Origin of the sequence: Halorubrum sp. Atlit-26R (assembly GCF_003666015.1) — an archaeon.
Classification (GTDB): Archaea; Halobacteriota; Halobacteria; order Halobacteriales; family Haloferacaceae; genus Halorubrum.
The window spans coordinates 60,738-80,175 of the sequence record NZ_QPLT01000011.1 but is presented as its reverse complement, the minus strand read 5'-3'; the positions used below and the strand labels follow the sequence as shown (position 1 = coordinate 80,175).

The following is a 19,438-nucleotide window of genomic DNA, read 5'->3' as shown; positions in this document are numbered from 1 at the left end:
CTTGCGTCCATGAAAGTCCACGTCGGCGCGGCGGCGACCCCCGAGGAGGCCGAGGCGATCGCGAAGTCGCTCGCGGAACACCTCGGCGTCGACGTCGACGTCCACATCGAGGGCGAGGAGACGCCGCTCGCCAGCGCCGAGCCGTCCGAACCGAGCTACCCGCTCGACGACGACCTCGGGCCCACGGACCGCGAGCGCGACCTGCGCGCCGAGATAGCCGACATCCTGGAGGGCGGCCCCGAGAAGTACCGCGACCGGCTCGGAGAACAGGGGAAGCTGTTCGTCCGCGACCGCCTCGACCTCTGGTTCGGCGGCGAGGACGGAACGAGGGGGGCCGGCGACGCGAGCGCGGCCGACGGCGACCCCGCGGGCGTGAAGTTCGAGGACGGGAAGTTCGCCGCGTTCGACGACTGGCACCCGGACGCGCCCGCCGGCGAGGACGGGGAGGAGAACGAGGCGGGCGGCGATCGCCTCCCCGGCGACGGCCTGCTGACGGGCGCCGCCGAGTTCGAGGGGCGCGACGTCCACTTCATGGCCAACGACTTCACGGTGAAGGCCGGGTCGATGGCGTCGAAGGGCGTCGAGAAGTTCCTCCGGATGCAGCAGCGCGCGCTGAAGACCGGGAACCCCGTCCTCTACCTGATGGACTCCTCGGGCGGGCGGATCGACCAGCAGACCGGCTTCTTCGCCAACCGCGAGGGGATCGGGAAGTACTACTACAACCACTCGATGCTGTCGGGCGCGGTCCCGCAGATCTGCGTCCTCTACGGGCCGTGTATCGCCGGCGCAGCGTACACGCCCGTCTTCGCGGACTTCACCGTGATGGTCGAGGGGATGTCCGCGATGGCGATCGCCTCCCCGCGGATGGTCGAGATGGTCACCGGCGAGGAGATCGACTTGGAGGAGCTCGGCGGCCCGCGCGTCCACGCCGAGGAGTCCGGCTCCGCCGACCTGATCGCGCGCGACGAGGAGCACGCCCGCGAGCTGGTCGCCGACCTGATCGGCTACCTCCCGGATCGGGCCGGCGAGAAGCCCCCGAAACGCGAGACGAAGCCGCCCAAGCTCTCGCCCGAGGGGATCGACGAGCTGATCCCCGAGGCGCCGAACCGCCCGTACGACGTTCACGACCTGATCGACCGGATCGCAGACGCCGAGTCCGTCTTCGAGCTGAAGGAGGGGTACGGCCCGGAGATCGTCACGGCGTTCTGCCGGATCGACGGCCGCCCCGTCGGCGTCGTCGCCAACCAGCCGACGGAGCGGTCGGGCGCCATCTTCCCGGACGCGGCGGAGAAGGCGGCGGAGTTCATCTGGACCTGCGACGCCTACGAGATCCCCCTGCTGTACCTCTGTGACACGCCCGGGTTCATGGCCGGCTCGCAGGTCGAGAAGGACGCCATCCTCGAGAAGGGGAAGAAGATGATCTACGCCACCTCCTCAGCGACGGTCCCGAAACAGACCGTCGTCGTGCGGAAGGCGTACGGCGCGGGCATCTACGCGATGGGCGGCCCCGCCTACGACCCGGAGAGCGTCATCGGGCTCCCCTCCGGCGAGATCGGGATCATGGGCCCGGAGGCCGCGATCAACGCCGTCTACGCCCGGAAGCTCGCCGAGATCGACGACCCGGAGGAGCGCGCTGCCGAGGAGGAGCGCCTGCGCGAGGAGTACCGCGAGGGGATCGACGTCCACCGGATGGCGAGCGAGGTCGTCATCGACGAGATCGTCCCGCCCTCCGACCTCCGCGCCGAACTGGCCGCGCGGTTCGACTTCTACGAGGACGTTCAGAAGGACCTCCCGGACAAGAAACACGGGACGGTGCTGTGACGTGATCGACGAGGGAGCCACCGCGCCCGACTTCATCGCGCCCGCGGTCGCCGCCTCCAGCGACGACGAGGCGACCGCCGGAGCGGCGACCAAACTGGAGCTGTTCCGGCTCGTCGAGGCCCACGACGCGGTCGCCGTGCTGTTCGCGCCCGCGACGTTCGTGCCGACGTGTACGGCCGAGTTCGCCGCGGTCCGCGACGCCGGCTGGCACGTCCGCGACGACCTCGCCGTCGTCGCGCTCGCGGGCGACTCGCTGTACGCCGCGTTCGCGTACGCCGACCGGTTTGCCCTCCCGTTCCCCGTTGTCGCCGACTTCCACGGCGGCGTCGCCGAGTCGTACGACCTGCTCGCCGACTCGTGGGAGGGACACTCGGACATCCCGCGTCGCGCGACGGTCGTGATCGGTGGCGACTGGACGGTCCGGTTCGCCGAGGCGACGGCCGATCCGCTCGACCGCGCCGACCCCGCTCCCGTCGAGCGCGCGACCGAGACGCTCCGCGAGGTCGGCGTCGACGTCGAGCGGCCGCGAGTGAACTACGACGGGGAGTGGTGAACGAGTCGGGGTGCGGGCGCCCCGCCGACGGCGTCGCCGTGGTTATTTGACGCCGCCGCGCCGAGGGGTCGGCATGGAGACCGCCTTCGCGGAGTACCTCGACGAGTTCACGCGCCGGGACTGGGAGACCCTCGAACCGGACGCCGTCACCGACCCCGTGCGAGTCGCGGTCGTCGGCCTCGGCTGGTTCGCGCGCGAGTGGGCGCTGCCCGGCATCGCCCGGTCGGCGTACACCGAGGCGACCGTCGTCACCGACGTCGACGCCGACGCGGTCGAGTCGGTCGCCGCCGAGCGCGACCTGACGGGCGTGACGCCGGACGAGTTCCGCGCCGGCGACGCCGCGGACGCGTACGACGCGGTCTATATCGCCACGCCGAACGCGACCCACTTAGAGTACGTCGAGGCCGCCGCGGCGCAGGGAAAGGCCGTCCTCTGTGAGAAGCCGCTGGAGGTGACGCCGGAGCGCGCTCGCCGACTCGTGGCGGCGTGCCGCGACGCCGACGTCCCGCTGATGGTCGGGTACCGGATGCAGACCGACCCCGCCGTCCGGCGGCTCCGCGACCTCCTCGACGCGGGCGTCGCGGGCGACGTGGTCCATATCCACGCGACGATGTCGCAGACGATGCTCGGCGAGCTCGGCGGCGACACGGACCAGTGGCGGCTCGACCCCGAGCTGTCCGGCGGCTGCGCGGTGATGGATCTGGGCGTGTACCCGCTCAACACGACGCGGTTCGCGCTCGGTGAGGATCCGGTCCGGGTGTCGGGCCGGACCCGCTCGGAGCACGAGGCGTTCGCCGACGTCGACGAGCACGCGTCGTTCCGGCTGGCGTTCCCGGGCGACGTCGACGCCTTCTGTACGGTGAGCCAGAACGCCCAGCACGCGAGCCGGTTGGAGGTCACCGGCACCGAGGCGCGGCTAACCCTCGACCCGGCGTTCTACGAGCGCGAGGACCGCGGGTTCGCGGTCGTCCGCGACGGGACGCGCGTCGACCTCGACTTCGACCAAGTCCACCAGATCGAAGAGGAGTTCGCGTACTTCGGCCACCAGCTGCTCGCGGACGAGCCGTTCCACGCCGACGGCGAGCACGCTCTGACGGACATGGACGCGCTCGCCGGGGTCTACGAGTCGGCGGAGACGGGAGCGCCGGTCGCGCTCGACGGCGACTGACTCCGCTTCGGATTACTGCTCGATCCCGTACACGTCGCTCGTCCAGTCGCGGGCGGGGGTGTCGTACACCGGCGCGTCGCGGTCGCGCTCGTCGAGGCGGCGTCGGTCGCCGTCGTTGAGCTCCCAGTCCGTCTCGGCGTTGGCCCGGACGTGCTCCGGAGTCGACGACCGCGGGAGCGGGACGACGCCGCGGTCGATCGCCCACTTGACGACGACCTGCGCCGGGTGTTTATCGTACTTCTCCGCGAGCTCCGCGACGACCTCGTCGCCGAACACGTCCGTCCGCGCGAGCGGCGCCGCGGCCTCGACCACGGTGTCGGTCTCGCGGCAGTAGTCGACGAGCTCCGGGCGCTGGAACCACGGGTGGAACTCGATCTGGTTGACCGCGATCGGCACGTCCGAGACGTGGTGCGCGCAGCTCAGCTGGTACGCGCTGAAGTTCGAGACGCCGACGTCGCGGACGAGCCCGCGCTCGCGCAGCTCCGCCATCGCGCGGAGCGTCTCGCGCAGCGAGATGGCGGGATTCGGCCAGTGGATCAGATACAGGTCGAGGTAGTCGGTGCCGAGCCGGTCGAGCGACGCCTCGCACGACTCGATCACCGACTCGTAGTTGAGGTTCTTCGCGAGCACCTTCGAGGTGAGGAACACGTCGTCGCGGTCGACGTCGCTCGCCGCGAGGGCGTCGCCGATGGCCGCCTCGTTGTGGTACCCCTCCGCGGTGTCGACGTGCGCGTAGCCCGCGTCGAGCGCCGCCCGCACGCTGTCGGCCGTTTCGCCGTCGTTGAGGTCGTACGTGCCGAGTCCGAGCGCCGGCAGCTCCGCGCCGCTCGGGAGCGTCTTCGTTGGTACGGTCACGCGAACGCCTTCGGCGGATCGCCGATTGAAACTACCGGTCGGGGAACCCGTCTCGGTCGCAGTTCTCGAAGGCCGCGTAGAGGTATTTAAACTGTAGGCGCAGTTCCTCGACCGCTTATAAACGGTCGGCGGTGGCGCGTGCCTGCGAGCGGCCGAACGGCCGCGAGCAGCACCGCGCGAGGGAGTCGGTCGCCGAGCGAAGCGATGGCGACCGACGAGGCTGGGGAGGCGTGAGGCGCGGGGCGGTGCTGTGCGGCGTGGGACTCAAAGGGGCAGCCGCGAGGCGGACGCAGGCGACGTAAGCACTGTAAGGAGCGAACGGAGTGAGCGACTGAAGCGCGCAGCGAGCGTGCGTCCGCCTCGCGGCTGGGGCTTTGGAAGTGTTCGCCGTCGATCTGCCGTCTGTTATTTATGAGCGAGCGGCTGGGGCTTTGGAAGTGTCCGCTGCCGATCCACTGTCCGTTTATAAATGACTGATAGCGTTCAAATCTCGCGGAGATTTCTCTCACTACGTTCGAGAGTTCGCTGAACGAAGTGAAGCGAACGCTAACTGTCGAAGTCAGTTAGAAAATGCACCGGCCGAGATTTGAACTCGGGTTGCAACCATGGCAAGGTTGCGTGATACCACTACACTACCGGTGCGTGCTTCGCATTCGATCGTAGCCCGGGTCGGAGATATAAGGGTTCCGAACGACGGTCGGCGGAAGGGTCATCGGTACCGCGGCCGCATGTGGACACGAACTCGAACGATGACCGATCTCCCCGACCGCATTGACAGACGCACCGCCCTCCGCGCGGCCGGCGGTCTCGCCGGAGCGACCGCCCTTCCCGCGCTCTCCGGCTGTCTCGGCGACGACGGGAGCGACGGAGCGGACGGCTCCGACGACGATACCCCACCGGACGACGGGGCCGACGTCGCGTACGACGTCGAGACCGTCGCGGAGGGGTTCGAGAACCCGTGGGGGCTCGCGTTCCTGCCCGGCGAGGGCAGCCTGCTGGTCACCGAGCGGCCGGGGCGGCTCTCGCTCGTCGACCCCGCGGACGGGAGCGTCGAGCCGGTCGCGGGCGCGCCCGAGGTGTTCGCCGAGGGGCAAGGCGGCCTGCTCGACGTCGCGGTCCACCCCGACCACCCGGACGATCTGCGCGTGTACCTCACGTACTCCGCGGCCAACGACGCGGGCGAGGCGGCGACGCACGTCGGGTCCGGGCGGCTCTCGCTCGACGCCGACGGCGCGCCGGTGCTCGACGGCTTCGCCCCGATCCGCGTCGCGCAACCGTTCCGCGACACCGACCTCCACTTCGGATCGCGGGCGACGTTCGGCCCCGAGGGGTCGCTGTTCGTCACGGTCGGTGACCGGCGCGACACCGACTTCGGCCCGGACCACGTCTCGCAGGACCGCTCGAACGAACTCGGTTCGACCCTCCGCTTGACCCCGGACGGCGACGCGCACCCGGACAACCCCTTCGTCGACGACTCGGACGCGGCCGACGCGCTCTACAGCTACGGCCACCGGAACCCGCAGGCGATGGCGGTGCGCCCGGAGACGGGCCGGATCTGGCAGTGCGAGCACGGCGAGGAGGACGGCGACGAGATCAACGTCGTCGAGCGCGGCGGCAACTACGGGTGGCCGATCGCCAGCGAGGCGTGCCGCTACGGGACCGACGACCCCGTCGCGCCGGGCCACGACGAGCGCGACGGCGTGGTCGCGCCGGTCCACTACTGGCCCTGCGGTTCGGGCGGCTTCCCCCCGAGCGGCGCGGTCTTCTACGACGGCGACGCGTTCCCCGAGTGGGAAGGCGACCTCTTCGCGGGCACGCTCGCGGCGCGGTACCTCGGGCGGTTCACGGTCGACGGCGAGGGCCAGGACGCGACCGTGACCGAGCGCGCCCCGCTGCTCGACGACCGGGAGTGGCGAATGCGGGCGGTCGCGGTCGAACCCGCCACCGGCCACCTCTACGTCGCGGTCGACGACGGCGACGCGCCGGTCGCGCGGATCGTTCCGGCGTGAGGGCTCGGGGCCCCGAGAGCGATCCGTGCGAACGGTTCGCTCGGATCTGCGGGGTGATTCGGCCGCCAGACCCCGTGTGAACGCGCCACAGCCCGAAATCGGGACCGCTATCCTTTTACGGTGGCGTCCGGAATCGAGGTGTACAGTCTCGCCACGATGCGTACCGAAGACGGGCTCACGATCTGTGTTCCGTCTTCGCTCGTCCGGGAGGCCGAGGACGACCGCGAGGCGACTCGCAAACTCGGCTACGTCGCCCGTGCGGCGGCGGTGTTCCGGGCGGATCGGCTGCTCGTCTTCCCCGACCGGGAAGGCGACGGCCGACGGGGCGGGGAGTACGTCCGCACCGTGCTGGGGTACGCCGCGACGCCGCCGGAGCTCCGGAAGGACCTCTGGGGGCAACGCGACGAGCTCCGGTACGTCGGCGTACTCCCCCCGCTCCGCGTGCCGTGGCGGACCGGCTCGACCCCTAGCGGGGGAGAGTCGAAAACACAGGGACTCGTGACCGAGGTCGGACCTGAAGGCCGCGTCCGGGTCAATTCCCCGCTGCGGGAACACCCGATCTCCCTGCTCGTTCCCTCCGGAATGGAGGTCGAGCAGGGGGAGCGCGTCACCATCAGGGTCTCTTCGAGAGAACCGGTCCGCGCCCGCATCGCCGGGAAGCCCGAGGCGGGCTTCCAGGTCGTGGCCGCGGACCTGTCGGAAGCGCTCGCCGGCGACGGACTGGCCGTCGCGACGTCGCGACACGGAGAATCGCTCTCCGTCTCGCGGCTCGGCGACCTCGTCTCGGACGCCCATGAGGCCGGCGGTTACACCGTCGCCTTCGGGGCGCCCGAGCGGGGGCTTCCGGAGATGCTCGGGCTTTCGCCCGACCGCATTCGGGCGGCCGTCGCCGACGGCCGCTCGGTCGAACCCGATCCGGGGTTCGACCTCTGGCTGAACACGATCCCGGCACAGGCGAGCGAGGTCGTCCGGACGGAGGAGGCTCTGTTCGCGACCCTCGGCTCGCTCACACTCACGGAGTAAACACATGCCACAACCAAGCCGACCACGAAAAGGCTCGCTGGGCTACGGCCCGCGCACCCGCGCAGAGAGCGAGGTGCCGCGCATCCGTTCGTGGCCAGAAGACGACGGGGCCCCTGCGCTGCAGGGATTCGCCGGCTACAAGGCCGGGATGACCCACGTCATGATGGTCAACGACGAGGCGAACTCGCCGCGTGAAGGGATGGAAGAGGCCGTCCCCGTCACCGTCGTCGAGACGCCGCAGATGTACGCCGTCGCCGTCCGAGCCTACGAGGACACGCCGTACGGACAGAAGCCGGTCGAAGAGGTCTGGGCGACCGAGTTCCACGAGGAGCTCGACCGCGCGCTCGACCTCCCGGCCGAGGAAACATTCGAGGAGGACGCCGACGAGCTGCGCGCGCTGCTCGACGACGACGTCGTCGACGACGTGCGCGTCATCACGCACACGGCCCCCTCGGACCTCTCGAACGTCCCCAAGAAGAAGCCCGACGTCATGGAGACGCGCGTCGGCGGCGGCTCCCTCGAGGAGCGCGCCGACTTCGCGCTGGACTTGGTCGCCGAGGGCGGCGCCCACGAGTTCGGCGACGTCTTCCGCGCCGGCCAGTACACCGACGTCTCCGGCATCACGAAGGGGAAGGGGACGCAGGGTCCCGTCAAGCGCTGGGGCGTGCAGAAGCGGAAGGGCAAACACGCCCGTCAGGGATGGCGGCGCCGGATCGGCAACCTCGGTCCGTGGAACCCCTCCCGCGTCCGCTCCACCGTGCCCCAGCAGGGACAGACCGGCTACCACCAGCGCACCGAGCTCAACAAGCGCCTCATCGACTTCGGCGAGGGCGACGACGCCTCCGTCGACGGCGGCTTCGTCAACTACGGCGAGGTCGACGGCGAGTACGCGCTCATCAAGGGCTCGCTGCCCGGACCGGACCAGCGCCTGCTACGACTCCGCCCGGCCATCCGGCCGAACGACCAGCCGCGCCTCGACCCCGAGGTCCGGTACGTTTCCACCGAATCCAACCAGGGATAACCAATGAACGCAACAGTACACGACCTGGACGGCGACGAGGCGGGCAGCGTCGAGCTGCCGGCCGTCTTCGACACCGCGTTCCGACCGGACCTCATCGGTCGCGCGGTCGGCGCCGCCCAGGCCAACCGAAAGCAGGCCTACGGGGCAGACGAGTTCGCCGGGCTGCGGACGCCCGCCGAGTCGTTCGGCTCCGGCCGCGGGCTCGCGCACGTGCCACGTTCCGAGAACGTCGCCCGCCGCGTCCCGCACGCCGTGTCGGGCCGCGCCGCGCACCCGCCGAAGGCCGAGAAGGACCAGACGAAGAGCCTCAACGACAAGGAACGACAGCTCGCGATCCGGTCGGCCATCGCGGCCACGACCGACGCCGAGCTCGTCGCCGAGCGCGGCCACGCGTTCGACGAGGACCTCGACCTCCCGCTCGTCGTGAGCGACGAGTTCGAGGACCTCGAAAAGACCCAGGAGGCCCTGGGCGTGCTCGAAGCGGTCGGCGTCGACGCCGACATCGAGCGCTCCGAGGAGGGCCGCTCCGTCCGTGCCGGACAGGGCAAGGCCCGCGGCCGGAAGTACCGCCAGCCGAAGTCCGTCCTCGTCGTCACCAGCGAGGAGCCGTCCCGCGCCGCCCGCAACCTCGCGGGCGTCGACGTCGCGACCGCTCGCGAGGTCAACGCGGAGGACCTCGCGCCGGGCGCGCACCCGGGCCGACTCACGCTGTGGACCGAGAGCGCCGTCGCCGAGGTGGCCGACCGATGAACTCGATCATCGAGCATCCGATCGTCACCGAGCAGGCGATGAACGAGATGGACTTCAACAACAAGCTGCTGTTCCTCGTCGACGTGGACGCGACCAAGCCGGAGATCCGCTCCGAGGTCGCCGAGCGCTACGACGTGGGCGTCGTCAACGTGAACACGCAGGTGACGCCGCAGGGCGAGAAGAAGGCGGTCGTCACCCTGTCCGCGGACGACGACGCGACCGAAATCGCCTCGCGCATCGGGGTGTTCTGAGATGGGACGACGAATCCAAGGACAACGGCGCGGACGCGGCGGCCCGACGTTCCGGGCCCCCTCCCACCGTTACAAGGCGGAACTGTCGCACAAGAAGCTCGAAGACGTGGACACGATCACCGGCGAGATCGTCGGGATCGAACACGACCCGGCCCGCTCGGCCCCCCTCGCGGAGGTCGAGTTCGAGGACGACGACCGTCGCCTCGTGCTCGCGCCGGAAGGCGTGCGCGTGGGCGAGACGATCCAGGTCGGCGTCTCGGCCGAGATCAAGCCGGGCAACACGCTCCCGCTGGCGGAGATCCCCGAGGGCGTCCCGGTCTGTAACGTCGAGAGCAACCGCGGGGACGGCGGGAAGTTCGCGCGCGCCTCCGGCGTGTCCGCGACGCTTCTCACCCACGACCGCGACGTCGCGGTCGTTCAGCTCCCCAGCGGCGAAGTGAAGCGACTCGACCCGCAGTGCCGCGCCACGATCGGCGTGGTCGCGGGCGGCGGCCGGACGGAGAAGCCCTTCGTCAAGGCCGGCAACAAGCACCACAAGATGAAGGCGCGCGGCACCAAATACCCGCGCGTCCGCGGCGTCGCGATGAACGCCGTCGACCACCCCTTCGGTGGCGGTGGTCGCCAACACCCCGGCCAGCCGAAGTCCGTCTCGCGGAACGCCCCGCCGGGACGCAAGGTCGGTGACATCGCATCCAAGCGCACCGGACGAGGTGGCAACAAATGAGTTCAGACTACCGAACCGGCCGCGAGGGCAAGGAGTTCGCCTACCGCGGTCACTCGCTCGACGAGCTGCAGGAGATGGACGTAGACGAGGTCGCGGAACTGCTCCCCGCACGCCAGCGGCGAAGCATCGTTCGCGGGCTCGGCACCGAACAGCAGAAGCTGCTGGAGACGGTCCGAAGCCGCGACAAGGAGACGACGGCGGACGACCCGATCCGGACGCACCTACGCGACATGCCGATCCTGCCGGAGTTCGTCGGCGTCACCTTCTCCGTGTACAACGGACACAGCTTCGAGCGCGTTCAGGTCGAGCCCGAGATGATCGGGCACTACCTCGGTGAGTTCCACCTCACGCGAAGCACCGTCGAACACGGTCAGGCCGGCATCGGCGCGACCCGGTCCTCGAAGTTCGTGCCCCTCAAGTAACCCATGGGAATCAACTACAGCGTCGAGGCCGACCCGGAGACCACCGCCAAGGGGATGCTCCGCGACCGGCCCATCAGCGTGAAGGACAGCAAGGAGATCTCCCGAGAGATCAAAGGCGAGACGGTCGCCGACGCCGAGGAGTTCCTCCAGGAGGTCATCGACGAGGAGACGTCGGTGCCGATGCGCCAGCACAACGCCGGCGCGGGCCACCGCTCCGACATCGACGGCTGGGACGCGGGACGGTACCCCGAGAAGGCCGCCAAGGACTTCCTCAAGCTCTTGGAGAACGTCAGGAACAACGCCGACGAGCAGGGGTTCGACGGCGAGGAGATGGTCATCAAACACGTCGCCCCCCACAAGGTCGGCGAGCGACCCGGCCGGAACCCCCGCGCCGCGGGCGCGACGGAGTGGAACACCACCCTCGCGGACGTCGAACTGATCATCGAGGAGCCGGAGGCTGACAACTAATGGCTGACGAACACCAATTCATCGAGGACGGCCTGCGCCGTTCCCAGATCAACGAGTTCTTCGCGGACGAGCTCGGCCGCGCCGGCTACGGCGGGATGGACGTCGCCCAGACGCCGATGGGCACGCAGATCGTCCTGAAGGCCGAAAAGCCCGGCATGGTGATCGGGAAGGGCGGGAAGAACATCCGCAAGATCACCACCGAGCTCGAGGAGCGCTTCGACATGGACGACCCGCAGATCGACGTTCAGGAGGTCGACGAGCCCGACCTGAACGCTCAGATCGTCGCGGACCGTCTCGCGAACGCGCTCGAACGCGGCTGGTACTTCCGGAAGGCCGGTCACACGACGATCGACCGCATCATGGACGCGGGCGCCTTAGGCGCCGAGATCGTCCTGTCCGGCAAGGTCACCGGCGCGCGCTCGCGCGTCGAGAAGTTCAACCGCGGCTACATCAAGCACAACGGCGAGCCCGCCGAGGAGGTCGTCGACCACGGCCAGGGCGTCGCCGTCATGAAGCTCGGGACGATCGGCGTCAACGTGAAGATCATCCCGCCGGGCGCGACGCTCCCGGACGACTTCGAGGTCCGCGAGGACGCCGAGGTCCCGGAGGTCGAGCAGGCGGCGGTCGACGCCGACGCCGACGAGGGCGTCGAGGCGCTCCTCGAAGAGGAGCCCGAGGAGGTCCCGGACGTGGGCGACGACGAGGACGTCGACGTGCCCGACGAGGACCCCGCGGAGGTCATCGACGAGGAGGTCGTCGAGGAGGTCGTCGAGGAGACGCAGGAGACGGCCGACGAGGCGACGGACGTCGCCGCGGAGGAGCCGGTCGACGAGGACGTCGAGGCCGACGAGCTCGACGAGCTCGACGAAGAGATCGAGTCCGAGGCGGCCGACCTCGTCGCGGAGATGGAGGCGGCCGACGAGGAAGACGAGGAGGACGAGTAAGATGGCGATCCTCTACACCGACGAGATCCGCGACATGACCGCGGCGGAGCGGGAGGTCGAACTCGAGGAGCTCGAGACCGAGCTGCTCAACTCGAAGGCGCAGCGGGCGGCCGGCGGCATGCCGGAGAGCCCGGGCCGCGTCAACGAGCTGAAGAAGACCATCGCGCGGATCAAGACGATCCAGGCGGAAGAAGGCGATTTCGACGACGAACAGTGAGATGATCTCCCCCGACACCCTCGTTCGACACGAGCTCGTCGGCCTCCCGGTTCGGGTGGTCGACGCCGACAGCGACGCCCACGTGGGCATCGCCGGTCGCGTGCTCGACGAGACGTTCGGCACCCTCGTGGTCCGGACGGGGTCGGGGGACAAGCGCGTGCCCAAGTCGGGCGCGACGTTCGAGTTCGGCGTCGTCGAGACGCCGACCGCTCGCACAGATGAAGCCGCCGGCGACGGAGCGTCGCCGGGGTCCGCGTCCCAACTCGGGTCGGATACTACGGGGGTCCGCCCCCGTCAGTCTGGCCCGTCCGGGTCCGAAAGCGTCGTCACCGGTGACGGCGCGGGTCCGGCGAGCCGACGAGGCGAGTGCAAAGACGCGGTCTACGCGACGGTGGATGGCGATCGGTTGCGGCATCGACCCGCCGAACGCACCGAACGAGGTGCCACACAATGGCGATAGGAATCGACGTACCCACGCCTCCGGAGCCAGACAACCCGGAGGATTACGACTACGAGAAGTGCCCGTTCTACGGGCAGCTCTCCGTCCGCGGCCAGACTCGCGAGGGAACGGTCGTGTCGACGGATATGGCAAAGACCGTCATCGTCGAGCGAGAGTACGACGTGTTCGTACCGAAATACGACCGGTACATGAAGCGTCGCTCGCGCATCCCGGCCCACGTGCCGGGCGTGCTCGACTCGCTCGAAGTCGGTGACGAAGTGAAAATCGCGGAGACGCGACCGCTCTCGAAGACGAAGTCCCACGTCGTCGTCGAGATCCTGGGTGATCAGTGATGGAGGCGCTCAAGGCCGACGTCACGCAGGGCCTCTCGAAGGGCTCGCTCATCACGTGCGCCGACAACACCGGCGCCCGCGAGCTGAAGGTGATCTCCGTGTCGGGCTACTCCGGCACGAAGAACCGCCACCCGAAGGCGGGGATCGGCGACAAGGTGACCGTCTCGGTCACGAAAGGGACGCCGGAGATGCGGCGGCAGGTGCTGGAGGCGGTCGTCGTCCGCCAGCGCAAGCCGATCCGCCGTCCGGACGGCACGCGCGTGAAGTTCGAGGACAACGCGGCCGTCATCATCGACGACCTCGAGGAGCCGCGGGGCACGGAGATCAAAGGCCCCGTCGCCCGCGAGGTCGCCGAACGATTCGGGAGCATCGCCTCGACCGCGACGATGATCGTCTAACTATGACGAAACAGCCACGCAAACAGCGAAAACGGTCGGAGACCGCGCCGCTCCACGAGCGGCAGAATCAGGTCCGGGCCACCCTCACCGAGGATCTCCGCGAGGAGTACGGACAGCGGAACGTCCGCGTCAACGCCGGCGACACCGTCGAGGTGCTTCGCGGCGACGCGGCCGGCACGGAGGCCGAGGTCGTCTCCGTCGACCTGTCCGCCGAGCGGATCACGGTCGAGGACGTCACCGTCGAGAAGGCGGACGGGGAGGAGGTCCCCCGTCCCATCCCGGCGAGCAACGTCCGGGTGACCGAACTGGACCTGGAAGACGAGCGCCGGGAGGCGCGGCTCCAGGAGGATAACGAATGACGCGACACCAGAAGCGACTGTCTGTACCGAACTCCTGGCCGGTCGAGCGCAAGACGGACACGTTCACCGTGAAGGCGGGCGCGGGCCCGCACGGCGAGGCGGGCGTTCCGCTCGTCGTCCTGCTGCGGGACGTGCTCGGCTACGTCGACTCGACGAAGGAGGCGCGCTACGCGCTGAACAACGACTCGATCCTCGTCAACGGGGACGCGGTCTCGGACGAGCAGCGTCCGATCGGGATGTTCGACATCCTGGCGTTCCCCGAGCGCGGGGAGTTCTTCCGCGTCTTCCCCGACGAGGGCGGTCGGCTCGCGCTGACCTCCGTCGACGAGGAGGCCGCGGGCAGCCGGCTCGGGAAGATCACGAACAAGTCCGTCGTCCCCGGCGGGGTCGTCCAGCTGACGCTCCACGACGGGACGAACGTCCGCGTCGACGACGACGCGGACTACGACACGAACGACTCGATCGTCGTCGACAACGAGACGAAGGAGATCGTCGCCCACTTCGAGTACGAGGAGGGCGCCCTCGTCACCGCCGTCGCCGGCCAGCACGCCGGCCACATCGGCGAGATCGACGACATCGACGTGACGCTCGGCTCCGGCGACAACACCGTGACCGTCGCCAGCGACGACGGCGGCTACGAGACCGTCGAGGAGTACGTCGTCGTGATCGACGAGAACTTCACCGACGACGACGCCGACGCGGCGGGTGATTCGGATGAGTGAAGCCGAGAGCGCCGACCACGAGATGCGCGAGCCGTACCTCGAGAAGGTCGTCGTGCACATGGGCGTCGGGCAGGGCGGTGAACCCCTCGCCGACGCCGAGCAGATCATCGAGGAGATCACGGGCCAGCAGTCGGTCCGGACCACCTCGAAGCGCACCATCGCCGAGTTCGGGATCCGCAAGGGCGACCCGATCGGCGTGAAGGTGACGCTGCGGGGCGAGGACGCGCACGCGTTCCTCGAGACCGCGCTGGAGTTAGTCGAGATCGGCCGGAGCCAGTTCGACGACACGGGTAACCTCAGCTTCGGAGTCGAGGACCACACCGACTTCCCGAGCCAGGAGTACGATCCCAACACCGGGATCTACGGCCTCGACGTGACGACGACGATCGTCCGTCCCGGCTACCGCGTCTCGAAACGCGACAAGGCGACGGGGACCATCCCCGCTCGCCACCGGATGACAGCCGAGGACGCGGCCGCGTTCCTCGAAACGAACTTCGACGTCGAGGTAACCGAATGAGCGAAGCGAACAACGACACGGGCGAGCACGCCGCGAAGCGCACCGACTCCCGGCACACGTGCCGGCGGTGCGACCGCGAGCAGGGACTCGTCGGCAAGTACGACATCAACCTCTGCCGGCAGTGCTTCCGCGAGGTCGCCCGAGACATGGGATTCGAGAAGTACAGCTGATCATGACGGGAAACGATCCATTCACCAACGCGCTCGCCGGCATGGACAACGCCGAGAGCGTTGGCCACCTGTCGTACACGGTAGAGCCCGCTTCGAACATCATCGGCTCCGTCCTCGAGGTCCTCTACGACCGCGGGTACGTCGACGGCTTCGAGTACGTCGACGACGGGAAGGCCGGGAAGTTCGAGGTCGAACTGAAAGGCGCGATCAACGAGTGTGGCGCCGTCAAGCCCCGCTACTCGGCGGGAGCCGATGAGTTCGAGAAGTGGGAGAAGCGATACCTCCCCGCCCGCGACTACGGGACGCTCATCGTCACGACGAGCCACGGCGTCATGAGCCACTACGAGGCCCGCGAGGAGGGCATCGGCGGCCAAGTGATCGCATACGTCTACTAACAATGAACAGAGTCGAAATCGAGATTCCGGACGACGTCTCCGCCGAGACCGATCACCTCGAACTCACCGTCGAGGGGCCCAACGGGAGCGTCACGCGACGCCTCTGGTACCCCGACGTCGACGTTTCGATCGAGGACGGCGCGGTGGTCATCGCCTCGGAGAACGAGGACGCGAAGACCAACGCCACGGTCGGCACCTTCGAGAGCCACGTCGCCAACATGATCCACGGCGTCACCGAGGGCTGGGAGTACGCGATGGAAGTGTACTACGCCCACTTCCCGATGCAGGTGAACGTGGAGGGCGACGAGGTCGTCATCGAGAACTTCCTCGGAGAGAGCGCCGCGCGGCGCACCCCGATCCGCGGAGACACGGACGTACAGGTCGACGGCGAGACGGTCACGCTGACGGGCTCCGACAAGGAGGCCGTCGGGCAGACCGCCGCCGACATCGAACAGCTGACGAAGGTGACCGACAAGGACACGCGCGTCTTCCAAGACGGCGTGTACATCGTCGAGAAGCCCACCGGAGGTGCCTAACCGATGGCAGACGAACTGGAAGACATCAGCGGCGTCGGTCCCTCGAAGGCGGACGCGCTTCGCGAGGCCGGCTACGAGACGGTCGAGGACGTGAAGGCCGCCTCCCAGTCGGAGCTCTCCGAGGTCGACGGCGTCGGCAACGCGCTCGCAGCGCGTATCAAGGCCGACGTCGGCGGACTGGAGGTCGACGAGGAGGCGGACGCGGAGATCGAAGACGAGACGGACGAGGAGGAGCCGGCCGACGAGGCCGACGCCGACGAGACCGTCGAGACGGAGCTTCGCCCCCGCGGCCACGCCGACAAGACGCCGGAGCTGGACGACGAGACCGCTCGCGCGCTCGCACAGAAGCACCGCGAGGGGAAACCGCAGTTCAACCGGCAGGACTACCACAAGAAAAAGCGGATCCCGACCTCGTGGCGCAAGCCGCGCGGCGGGCTCTCCAAGCAGCGCCGCCGCATGAAGTCGAAGGGCCCGGTCGTCGAGGCCGGCTTCCGCTCGCCCAAGGCGTCGCGCGACCTGCACCCGAGCGGCTTCGAGGAGGTCCGCGTGCACAACACGGACGACCTCGAGGGCGTCGACGGCGACACGCAGGCGGTGCGTATCGCCTCGAAGGTCGGCGGTCGCAAGCGCGAACTGATAGAAGACGAGGCGGAAGAGCGGGGCATTCGCGTGCTGAACCCGACCTACGTCGAAGTGGAGGTGGACGATGAGTGATCTGAAGGCGCAGAAACGGCTCGCAGCGGACGAGCTCGACGTCGGCAAGGGCCGCGTCTGGCTCGACCCCGACGCACAGGAGGAGATCGAGGACGCCATCACCCGCGAGGACGTCCGCGAGCTCATCGAACAGGGAACGATCCGCGCGAAAGACGAGAAGACGAACTCGCGCGGTCGCGCCCGAGAGCGCGCCGAAAAGCGCTCGTACGGGCACCAGTCGGGCGCCGGTACCCGGAAGGGCCGCTCCGGCGCGCGGCAGGACACGAAAGACGACTGGAAGGCGCGGATCCGCGCACAGCGGGCGCGCCTGAAGGAGCTTCGCGACGAGGAAGACGTGCTCGACGCCTCCGAGTACCGCACGCTCTACAACAAGGCGAGCGGGGGAGACTTCGAGGACGTCGCCCGTCTCGAGGCGTACATTCGGACGCAGTACGGTTACGAGGTGACGGACTAATGGCGACAGGACCACGATACAAGGTGCCGATGCGGCGCCGCCGCGAGGTCCGGACGGATTACCATCAGAGGTTGCGCCTGCTGAAATCGGGCAAGCCTCGCCTGGTCGCCCGGGTGAGCAACGCTCACGTCAGGGCGCAGCTGGTGACCCCCGGACCCGACGGCGACGAGACCCACGCGGCCGCCTCCAGCGAGGAGCTCGGCGAGTACGGCTGGGACGCCCCCACGGGCAACCTACCCAGCGCGTACCTCACCGGCTTCCTCGCGGGCGCTCGCGCAGTCGACGCCGGCCTCGACGAGGCCGTCCTCGACATCGGGCTCAACACGGCGACGCCCGGCAACAAGACGTTCGCGGTACAGGAAGGAGCGATCGACGCGGGCCTCGAGATCCCGCACAACGACGACGTGCTGGCCGACTGGTCGCGCACGCGCGGCGAGCATATCGCCGACTACGCCGAGCAGCTCGACGAGCCGCTGTACAGCGGTTCGTTCGACGCCAGCGAGCTACCCGAGCACTTCGACGACGTGCTCGCGACAATCCAGGAGGACCATGAGTAGACACAACGACGGCTGGGAACCGCGGACGCGACTCGGCCGCAAGGTACAGGACGGCGACATCACGTCGATGGAACAGGCGCTCAACTCCGGCCTCCCGCTGAAGGAGGCGGAGATCGTCGACCAGCTCCTCCCGGGGCTCGAAGACGAGGTGCTGGACATCAACATGGTCCAGCGCATGACCGACTCCGGCCGGCGCGTGAAGTTCCGCTGCGTGGTCGCCGTGGGTAACCGCGACGGCTACCTCGGCTACGCGCAGGCCCGCGACGACCAGGTCGGCGGCGCGATCCAGAAGGCGATCGACGTCGCGAAGCTGAACATCATCTCGGTCGACCGCGGCTCCGGCTCCTGGGAGGACCAGCCCGGCGGCACCAACTCCCTGACCCGCACGGCGAAGGGGAAGGCCGGCTCCGTCACCGTCGAGATCAAGCCCGCCCCGCAGGGGCTGGGCCTCGCGGCCGCGGAGACGGTCCGCAACATCTTGGAGCTCGCCGGCGTCGAGGACGCCTGGACGAACTCCGACGGCAACACGCGCACCACGGTGAACCTCGCGAAGGCGACGTTCAACGCCTTGGAGAACGCGGCGCAGTCCCGCACTCCGCAGCACGCGCGTGAGGTCCACTACGACGAGGTGAGCGAGTGATGCAGGCGATCGTGCAGCTCCGCGGCGACGTCAACCTCGACTACGGCGTCGAGGACACGCTCGACATGCTGAACGTCGGGCGCGTCAACCACGCGACGTTCGTCCCCGAGACGGACTCGTACCGCGGCATGATCGCGAAGGTCAACGACGTCGTCGCGTTCGGGGAACCGAGCGTCGAGGCCGTCGCGCGGACGATCGCGCGGCGCGGCGAGCCCTTAGAGGGCACGGCCGACGTCGACGACGAGTGGATCGACGACAACACCGACTACGCCGACCTCGAGGCGCTGGCCGAGGCGCTCGTCGACGAGGAGACGACCCTGCGCGCGCAGGGCCTCTCGCCGACGCTGCGGCTCCACGCCCCCCGCGGCGGTCACGAGGGCATCAAACACCCCGTGATCGAGGGCGGCGAACTCGGGAAACACACCACCGAGGAGATCGACGGTCTCCTGGAGGCGATGCGATGACGAGCAAGAAACGACGACAGCGCGGCTCTCGGACGCACGGCGGCGGCACGCACAAGAACCGGCGCGGCGCCGGGCACCGCGGCGGCCGCGGCGCGGCCGGCCGCGCGAAACACGAGTACCACAACTACGGTCCGCTCGGTAAGCACGGGTTCAAGCGCCCCGAGGACGCCAAGACGGAGGTCCTCGAAGTGAAGGTCCAGAAGCTCGACGAGGACGCGGCGCTGTACGCCGCGGAGGACCTCGCCGAGGAGGACGGCGACGCGTACGTCTTCGACGCGCGCGACGTCGTCGAGGACGGCCACGAGGCCGACGTGGTGAAGGTGCTCGGCGGCGGGCAGGTCCGGCGCGAGCTCCGCGTCACGGCCGACGCGTTCACGGCCGGTGCGGTCGAGCTCATCGAGGACGCCGGCGGCGAGGCGACGCTCTCCGAGCGCGCCGAGGAAGCCGCTGACGAACCGGAAAACACTTCCGACGACGAGAACGACGAGGCGTAA

At 69.2% G+C, this 19,438-nt stretch carries 29 protein-coding genes and 1 tRNA gene; 28 read left to right on the top strand and 2 right to left on the bottom strand.

Annotated features, from left to right (window positions below; all coding sequences use genetic code 11):
• Positions 1–9: 9 nt before the first annotated feature.
• The 3 genes from DVK07_RS13085 (at position 10) to gfo6 (ending at position 3,542) form a co-directional block, all read left to right on the top strand.
• Complete coding sequence (locus DVK07_RS13085) at positions 10–1,821, top strand: acyl-CoA carboxylase subunit beta (protein WP_121597477.1); 1,812 nt, start codon at positions 10–12, stop codon at positions 1,819–1,821.
• 1 nt (position 1,822) lies between these two features.
• Complete coding sequence (locus tag DVK07_RS13080; protein ID WP_121597476.1) at positions 1,823–2,374, top strand: redoxin domain-containing protein; 552 nt, start codon at positions 1,823–1,825, stop codon at positions 2,372–2,374.
• Positions 2,375–2,447: 73 nt separating this feature from the next.
• On the top strand, positions 2,448–3,542 hold the full coding sequence (gene gfo6, locus DVK07_RS13075; RefSeq protein WP_121597475.1) for a D-xylose 1-dehydrogenase Gfo6: 1,095 nt from the start codon (positions 2,448–2,450) through the stop codon (positions 3,540–3,542).
• Between the two features lie 12 nt (positions 3,543–3,554).
• On the opposite strand, the gene DVK07_RS13070 is transcribed toward gfo6, so the two are convergent.
• A complete protein-coding gene (locus tag DVK07_RS13070) occupies positions 3,555–4,397 on the bottom strand; it encodes an aldo/keto reductase (RefSeq protein ID WP_121597474.1) in 843 nt (280 codons plus the stop codon).
• Positions 4,398–4,968: 571 nt separating this feature from the next.
• Positions 4,969–5,039: transfer RNA gene (locus DVK07_RS13065), tRNA-Gly, on the bottom strand.
• Positions 5,040–5,146: 107 nt separating this feature from the next.
• Here DVK07_RS13065 and DVK07_RS13060 point away from each other — a divergent pair.
• From DVK07_RS13060 to DVK07_RS12940, 25 genes are all read left to right on the top strand, one after another.
• Complete coding sequence (locus DVK07_RS13060) at positions 5,147–6,406, top strand: PQQ-dependent sugar dehydrogenase (RefSeq protein ID WP_121597473.1); 1,260 nt, start codon at positions 5,147–5,149, stop codon at positions 6,404–6,406.
• A gap of 156 nt (positions 6,407–6,562) precedes the next feature.
• Entirely contained in the window at positions 6,563–7,429 is an 867-nt protein-coding gene (locus DVK07_RS13055; RefSeq protein WP_121597515.1) for a putative RNA uridine N3 methyltransferase, read from the top strand.
• A 4-nt stretch (positions 7,430–7,433) separates the two neighbouring features.
• Positions 7,434–8,450 (top strand): 50S ribosomal protein L3, encoded by a 1,017-nt coding sequence (locus DVK07_RS13050; RefSeq protein WP_121597472.1) that lies wholly within the window; start codon positions 7,434–7,436, stop codon positions 8,448–8,450.
• A gap of 3 nt (positions 8,451–8,453) precedes the next feature.
• Positions 8,454–9,200: a 50S ribosomal protein L4 gene (rpl4p, locus tag DVK07_RS13045; RefSeq protein ID WP_121597471.1), complete on the top strand. Its 747-nt coding sequence runs from the start codon at positions 8,454–8,456 to the stop codon at positions 9,198–9,200.
• Positions 9,197–9,451, top strand: coding sequence for a 50S ribosomal protein L23 (locus tag DVK07_RS13040; RefSeq protein ID WP_121597470.1), 255 nt, complete (start codon positions 9,197–9,199; stop codon positions 9,449–9,451). Before rpl4p ends, DVK07_RS13040 begins: the two co-directional genes overlap by 4 nt.
• A gap of 1 nt (position 9,452) precedes the next feature.
• Positions 9,453–10,175 (top strand): 50S ribosomal protein L2, encoded by a 723-nt coding sequence (locus DVK07_RS13035; RefSeq protein ID WP_026046261.1) that lies wholly within the window; start codon positions 9,453–9,455, stop codon positions 10,173–10,175.
• Positions 10,172–10,597, top strand: a complete 426-nt coding sequence (locus DVK07_RS13030) for a 30S ribosomal protein S19 (RefSeq protein ID WP_048078237.1) — start codon at positions 10,172–10,174, stop codon at positions 10,595–10,597. The genes DVK07_RS13035 and DVK07_RS13030 overlap by 4 nt, the downstream gene beginning before the upstream one ends.
• 3 nt (positions 10,598–10,600) lie before the next feature.
• On the top strand, positions 10,601–11,065 hold the full coding sequence (locus DVK07_RS13025; protein WP_096394489.1) for a 50S ribosomal protein L22: 465 nt from the start codon (positions 10,601–10,603) through the stop codon (positions 11,063–11,065).
• On the top strand, positions 11,065–12,009 hold the full coding sequence (locus DVK07_RS13020; RefSeq protein WP_121597469.1) for a 30S ribosomal protein S3: 945 nt from the start codon (positions 11,065–11,067) through the stop codon (positions 12,007–12,009). Before DVK07_RS13025 ends, DVK07_RS13020 begins: the two co-directional genes overlap by 1 nt.
• Before the next feature lies 1 nt (position 12,010).
• Positions 12,011–12,226, top strand: coding sequence for a 50S ribosomal protein L29 (gene rpmC / locus DVK07_RS13015; RefSeq protein ID WP_004597441.1), 216 nt, complete (start codon positions 12,011–12,013; stop codon positions 12,224–12,226).
• A gap of 1 nt (position 12,227) precedes the next feature.
• Positions 12,228–12,686: a ribonuclease P protein component 1 gene (locus DVK07_RS13010; protein ID WP_121597468.1), complete on the top strand. Its 459-nt coding sequence runs from the start codon at positions 12,228–12,230 to the stop codon at positions 12,684–12,686.
• Positions 12,677–13,018, top strand: coding sequence for a 30S ribosomal protein S17 (locus DVK07_RS13005; protein ID WP_017343813.1), 342 nt, complete (start codon positions 12,677–12,679; stop codon positions 13,016–13,018). The genes DVK07_RS13010 and DVK07_RS13005 overlap by 10 nt, the downstream gene beginning before the upstream one ends.
• The gene (locus DVK07_RS13000; protein ID WP_004597429.1) at positions 13,018–13,416 is read left to right on the top strand and encodes a 50S ribosomal protein L14; all 399 of its coding nucleotides are present in this window, start codon (positions 13,018–13,020) and stop codon (positions 13,414–13,416) included. The genes DVK07_RS13005 and DVK07_RS13000 overlap by 1 nt, the downstream gene beginning before the upstream one ends.
• 2 nt (positions 13,417–13,418) lie before the next feature.
• A complete protein-coding gene (gene rplX, locus DVK07_RS12995; RefSeq protein ID WP_004597427.1) occupies positions 13,419–13,775 on the top strand; it encodes a 50S ribosomal protein L24 in 357 nt (118 codons plus the stop codon).
• Entirely contained in the window at positions 13,772–14,497 is a 726-nt protein-coding gene (locus DVK07_RS12990; RefSeq protein ID WP_121597467.1) for a 30S ribosomal protein S4e, read from the top strand. The genes rplX and DVK07_RS12990 overlap by 4 nt, the downstream gene beginning before the upstream one ends.
• Positions 14,490–15,014, top strand: a complete 525-nt coding sequence (locus tag DVK07_RS12985; protein WP_121597466.1) for a 50S ribosomal protein L5 — start codon at positions 14,490–14,492, stop codon at positions 15,012–15,014. The genes DVK07_RS12990 and DVK07_RS12985 overlap by 8 nt, the downstream gene beginning before the upstream one ends.
• Positions 15,011–15,184: a 30S ribosomal protein S14 gene (locus tag DVK07_RS12980; RefSeq protein ID WP_004597423.1), complete on the top strand. Its 174-nt coding sequence runs from the start codon at positions 15,011–15,013 to the stop codon at positions 15,182–15,184. The genes DVK07_RS12985 and DVK07_RS12980 overlap by 4 nt, the downstream gene beginning before the upstream one ends.
• Before the next feature lie 2 nt (positions 15,185–15,186).
• Complete coding sequence (locus tag DVK07_RS12975; protein ID WP_004047215.1) at positions 15,187–15,579, top strand: 30S ribosomal protein S8; 393 nt, start codon at positions 15,187–15,189, stop codon at positions 15,577–15,579.
• A gap of 2 nt (positions 15,580–15,581) precedes the next feature.
• On the top strand, positions 15,582–16,115 hold the full coding sequence (locus tag DVK07_RS12970) for a 50S ribosomal protein L6 (RefSeq protein ID WP_121597465.1): 534 nt from the start codon (positions 15,582–15,584) through the stop codon (positions 16,113–16,115).
• Between the two features lie 3 nt (positions 16,116–16,118).
• The gene (locus DVK07_RS12965; protein ID WP_121597464.1) at positions 16,119–16,829 is read left to right on the top strand and encodes a 50S ribosomal protein L32e; all 711 of its coding nucleotides are present in this window, start codon (positions 16,119–16,121) and stop codon (positions 16,827–16,829) included.
• Positions 16,822–17,283, top strand: coding sequence for a 50S ribosomal protein L19e (locus DVK07_RS12960; RefSeq protein WP_121597463.1), 462 nt, complete (start codon positions 16,822–16,824; stop codon positions 17,281–17,283). The genes DVK07_RS12965 and DVK07_RS12960 overlap by 8 nt, the downstream gene beginning before the upstream one ends.
• The gene (locus tag DVK07_RS12955) at positions 17,283–17,840 is read left to right on the top strand and encodes a 50S ribosomal protein L18 (protein ID WP_121597462.1); all 558 of its coding nucleotides are present in this window, start codon (positions 17,283–17,285) and stop codon (positions 17,838–17,840) included. The genes DVK07_RS12960 and DVK07_RS12955 overlap by 1 nt, the downstream gene beginning before the upstream one ends.
• Complete coding sequence (locus tag DVK07_RS12950) at positions 17,833–18,480, top strand: 30S ribosomal protein S5 (RefSeq protein ID WP_121597461.1); 648 nt, start codon at positions 17,833–17,835, stop codon at positions 18,478–18,480. Before DVK07_RS12955 ends, DVK07_RS12950 begins: the two co-directional genes overlap by 8 nt.
• Positions 18,480–18,944, top strand: coding sequence for a 50S ribosomal protein L30 (locus DVK07_RS12945; protein ID WP_121597460.1), 465 nt, complete (start codon positions 18,480–18,482; stop codon positions 18,942–18,944). The genes DVK07_RS12950 and DVK07_RS12945 overlap by 1 nt, the downstream gene beginning before the upstream one ends.
• The gene (locus DVK07_RS12940; protein WP_121597459.1) at positions 18,941–19,438 is read left to right on the top strand and encodes an uL15m family ribosomal protein; all 498 of its coding nucleotides are present in this window, start codon (positions 18,941–18,943) and stop codon (positions 19,436–19,438) included. The genes DVK07_RS12945 and DVK07_RS12940 overlap by 4 nt, the downstream gene beginning before the upstream one ends.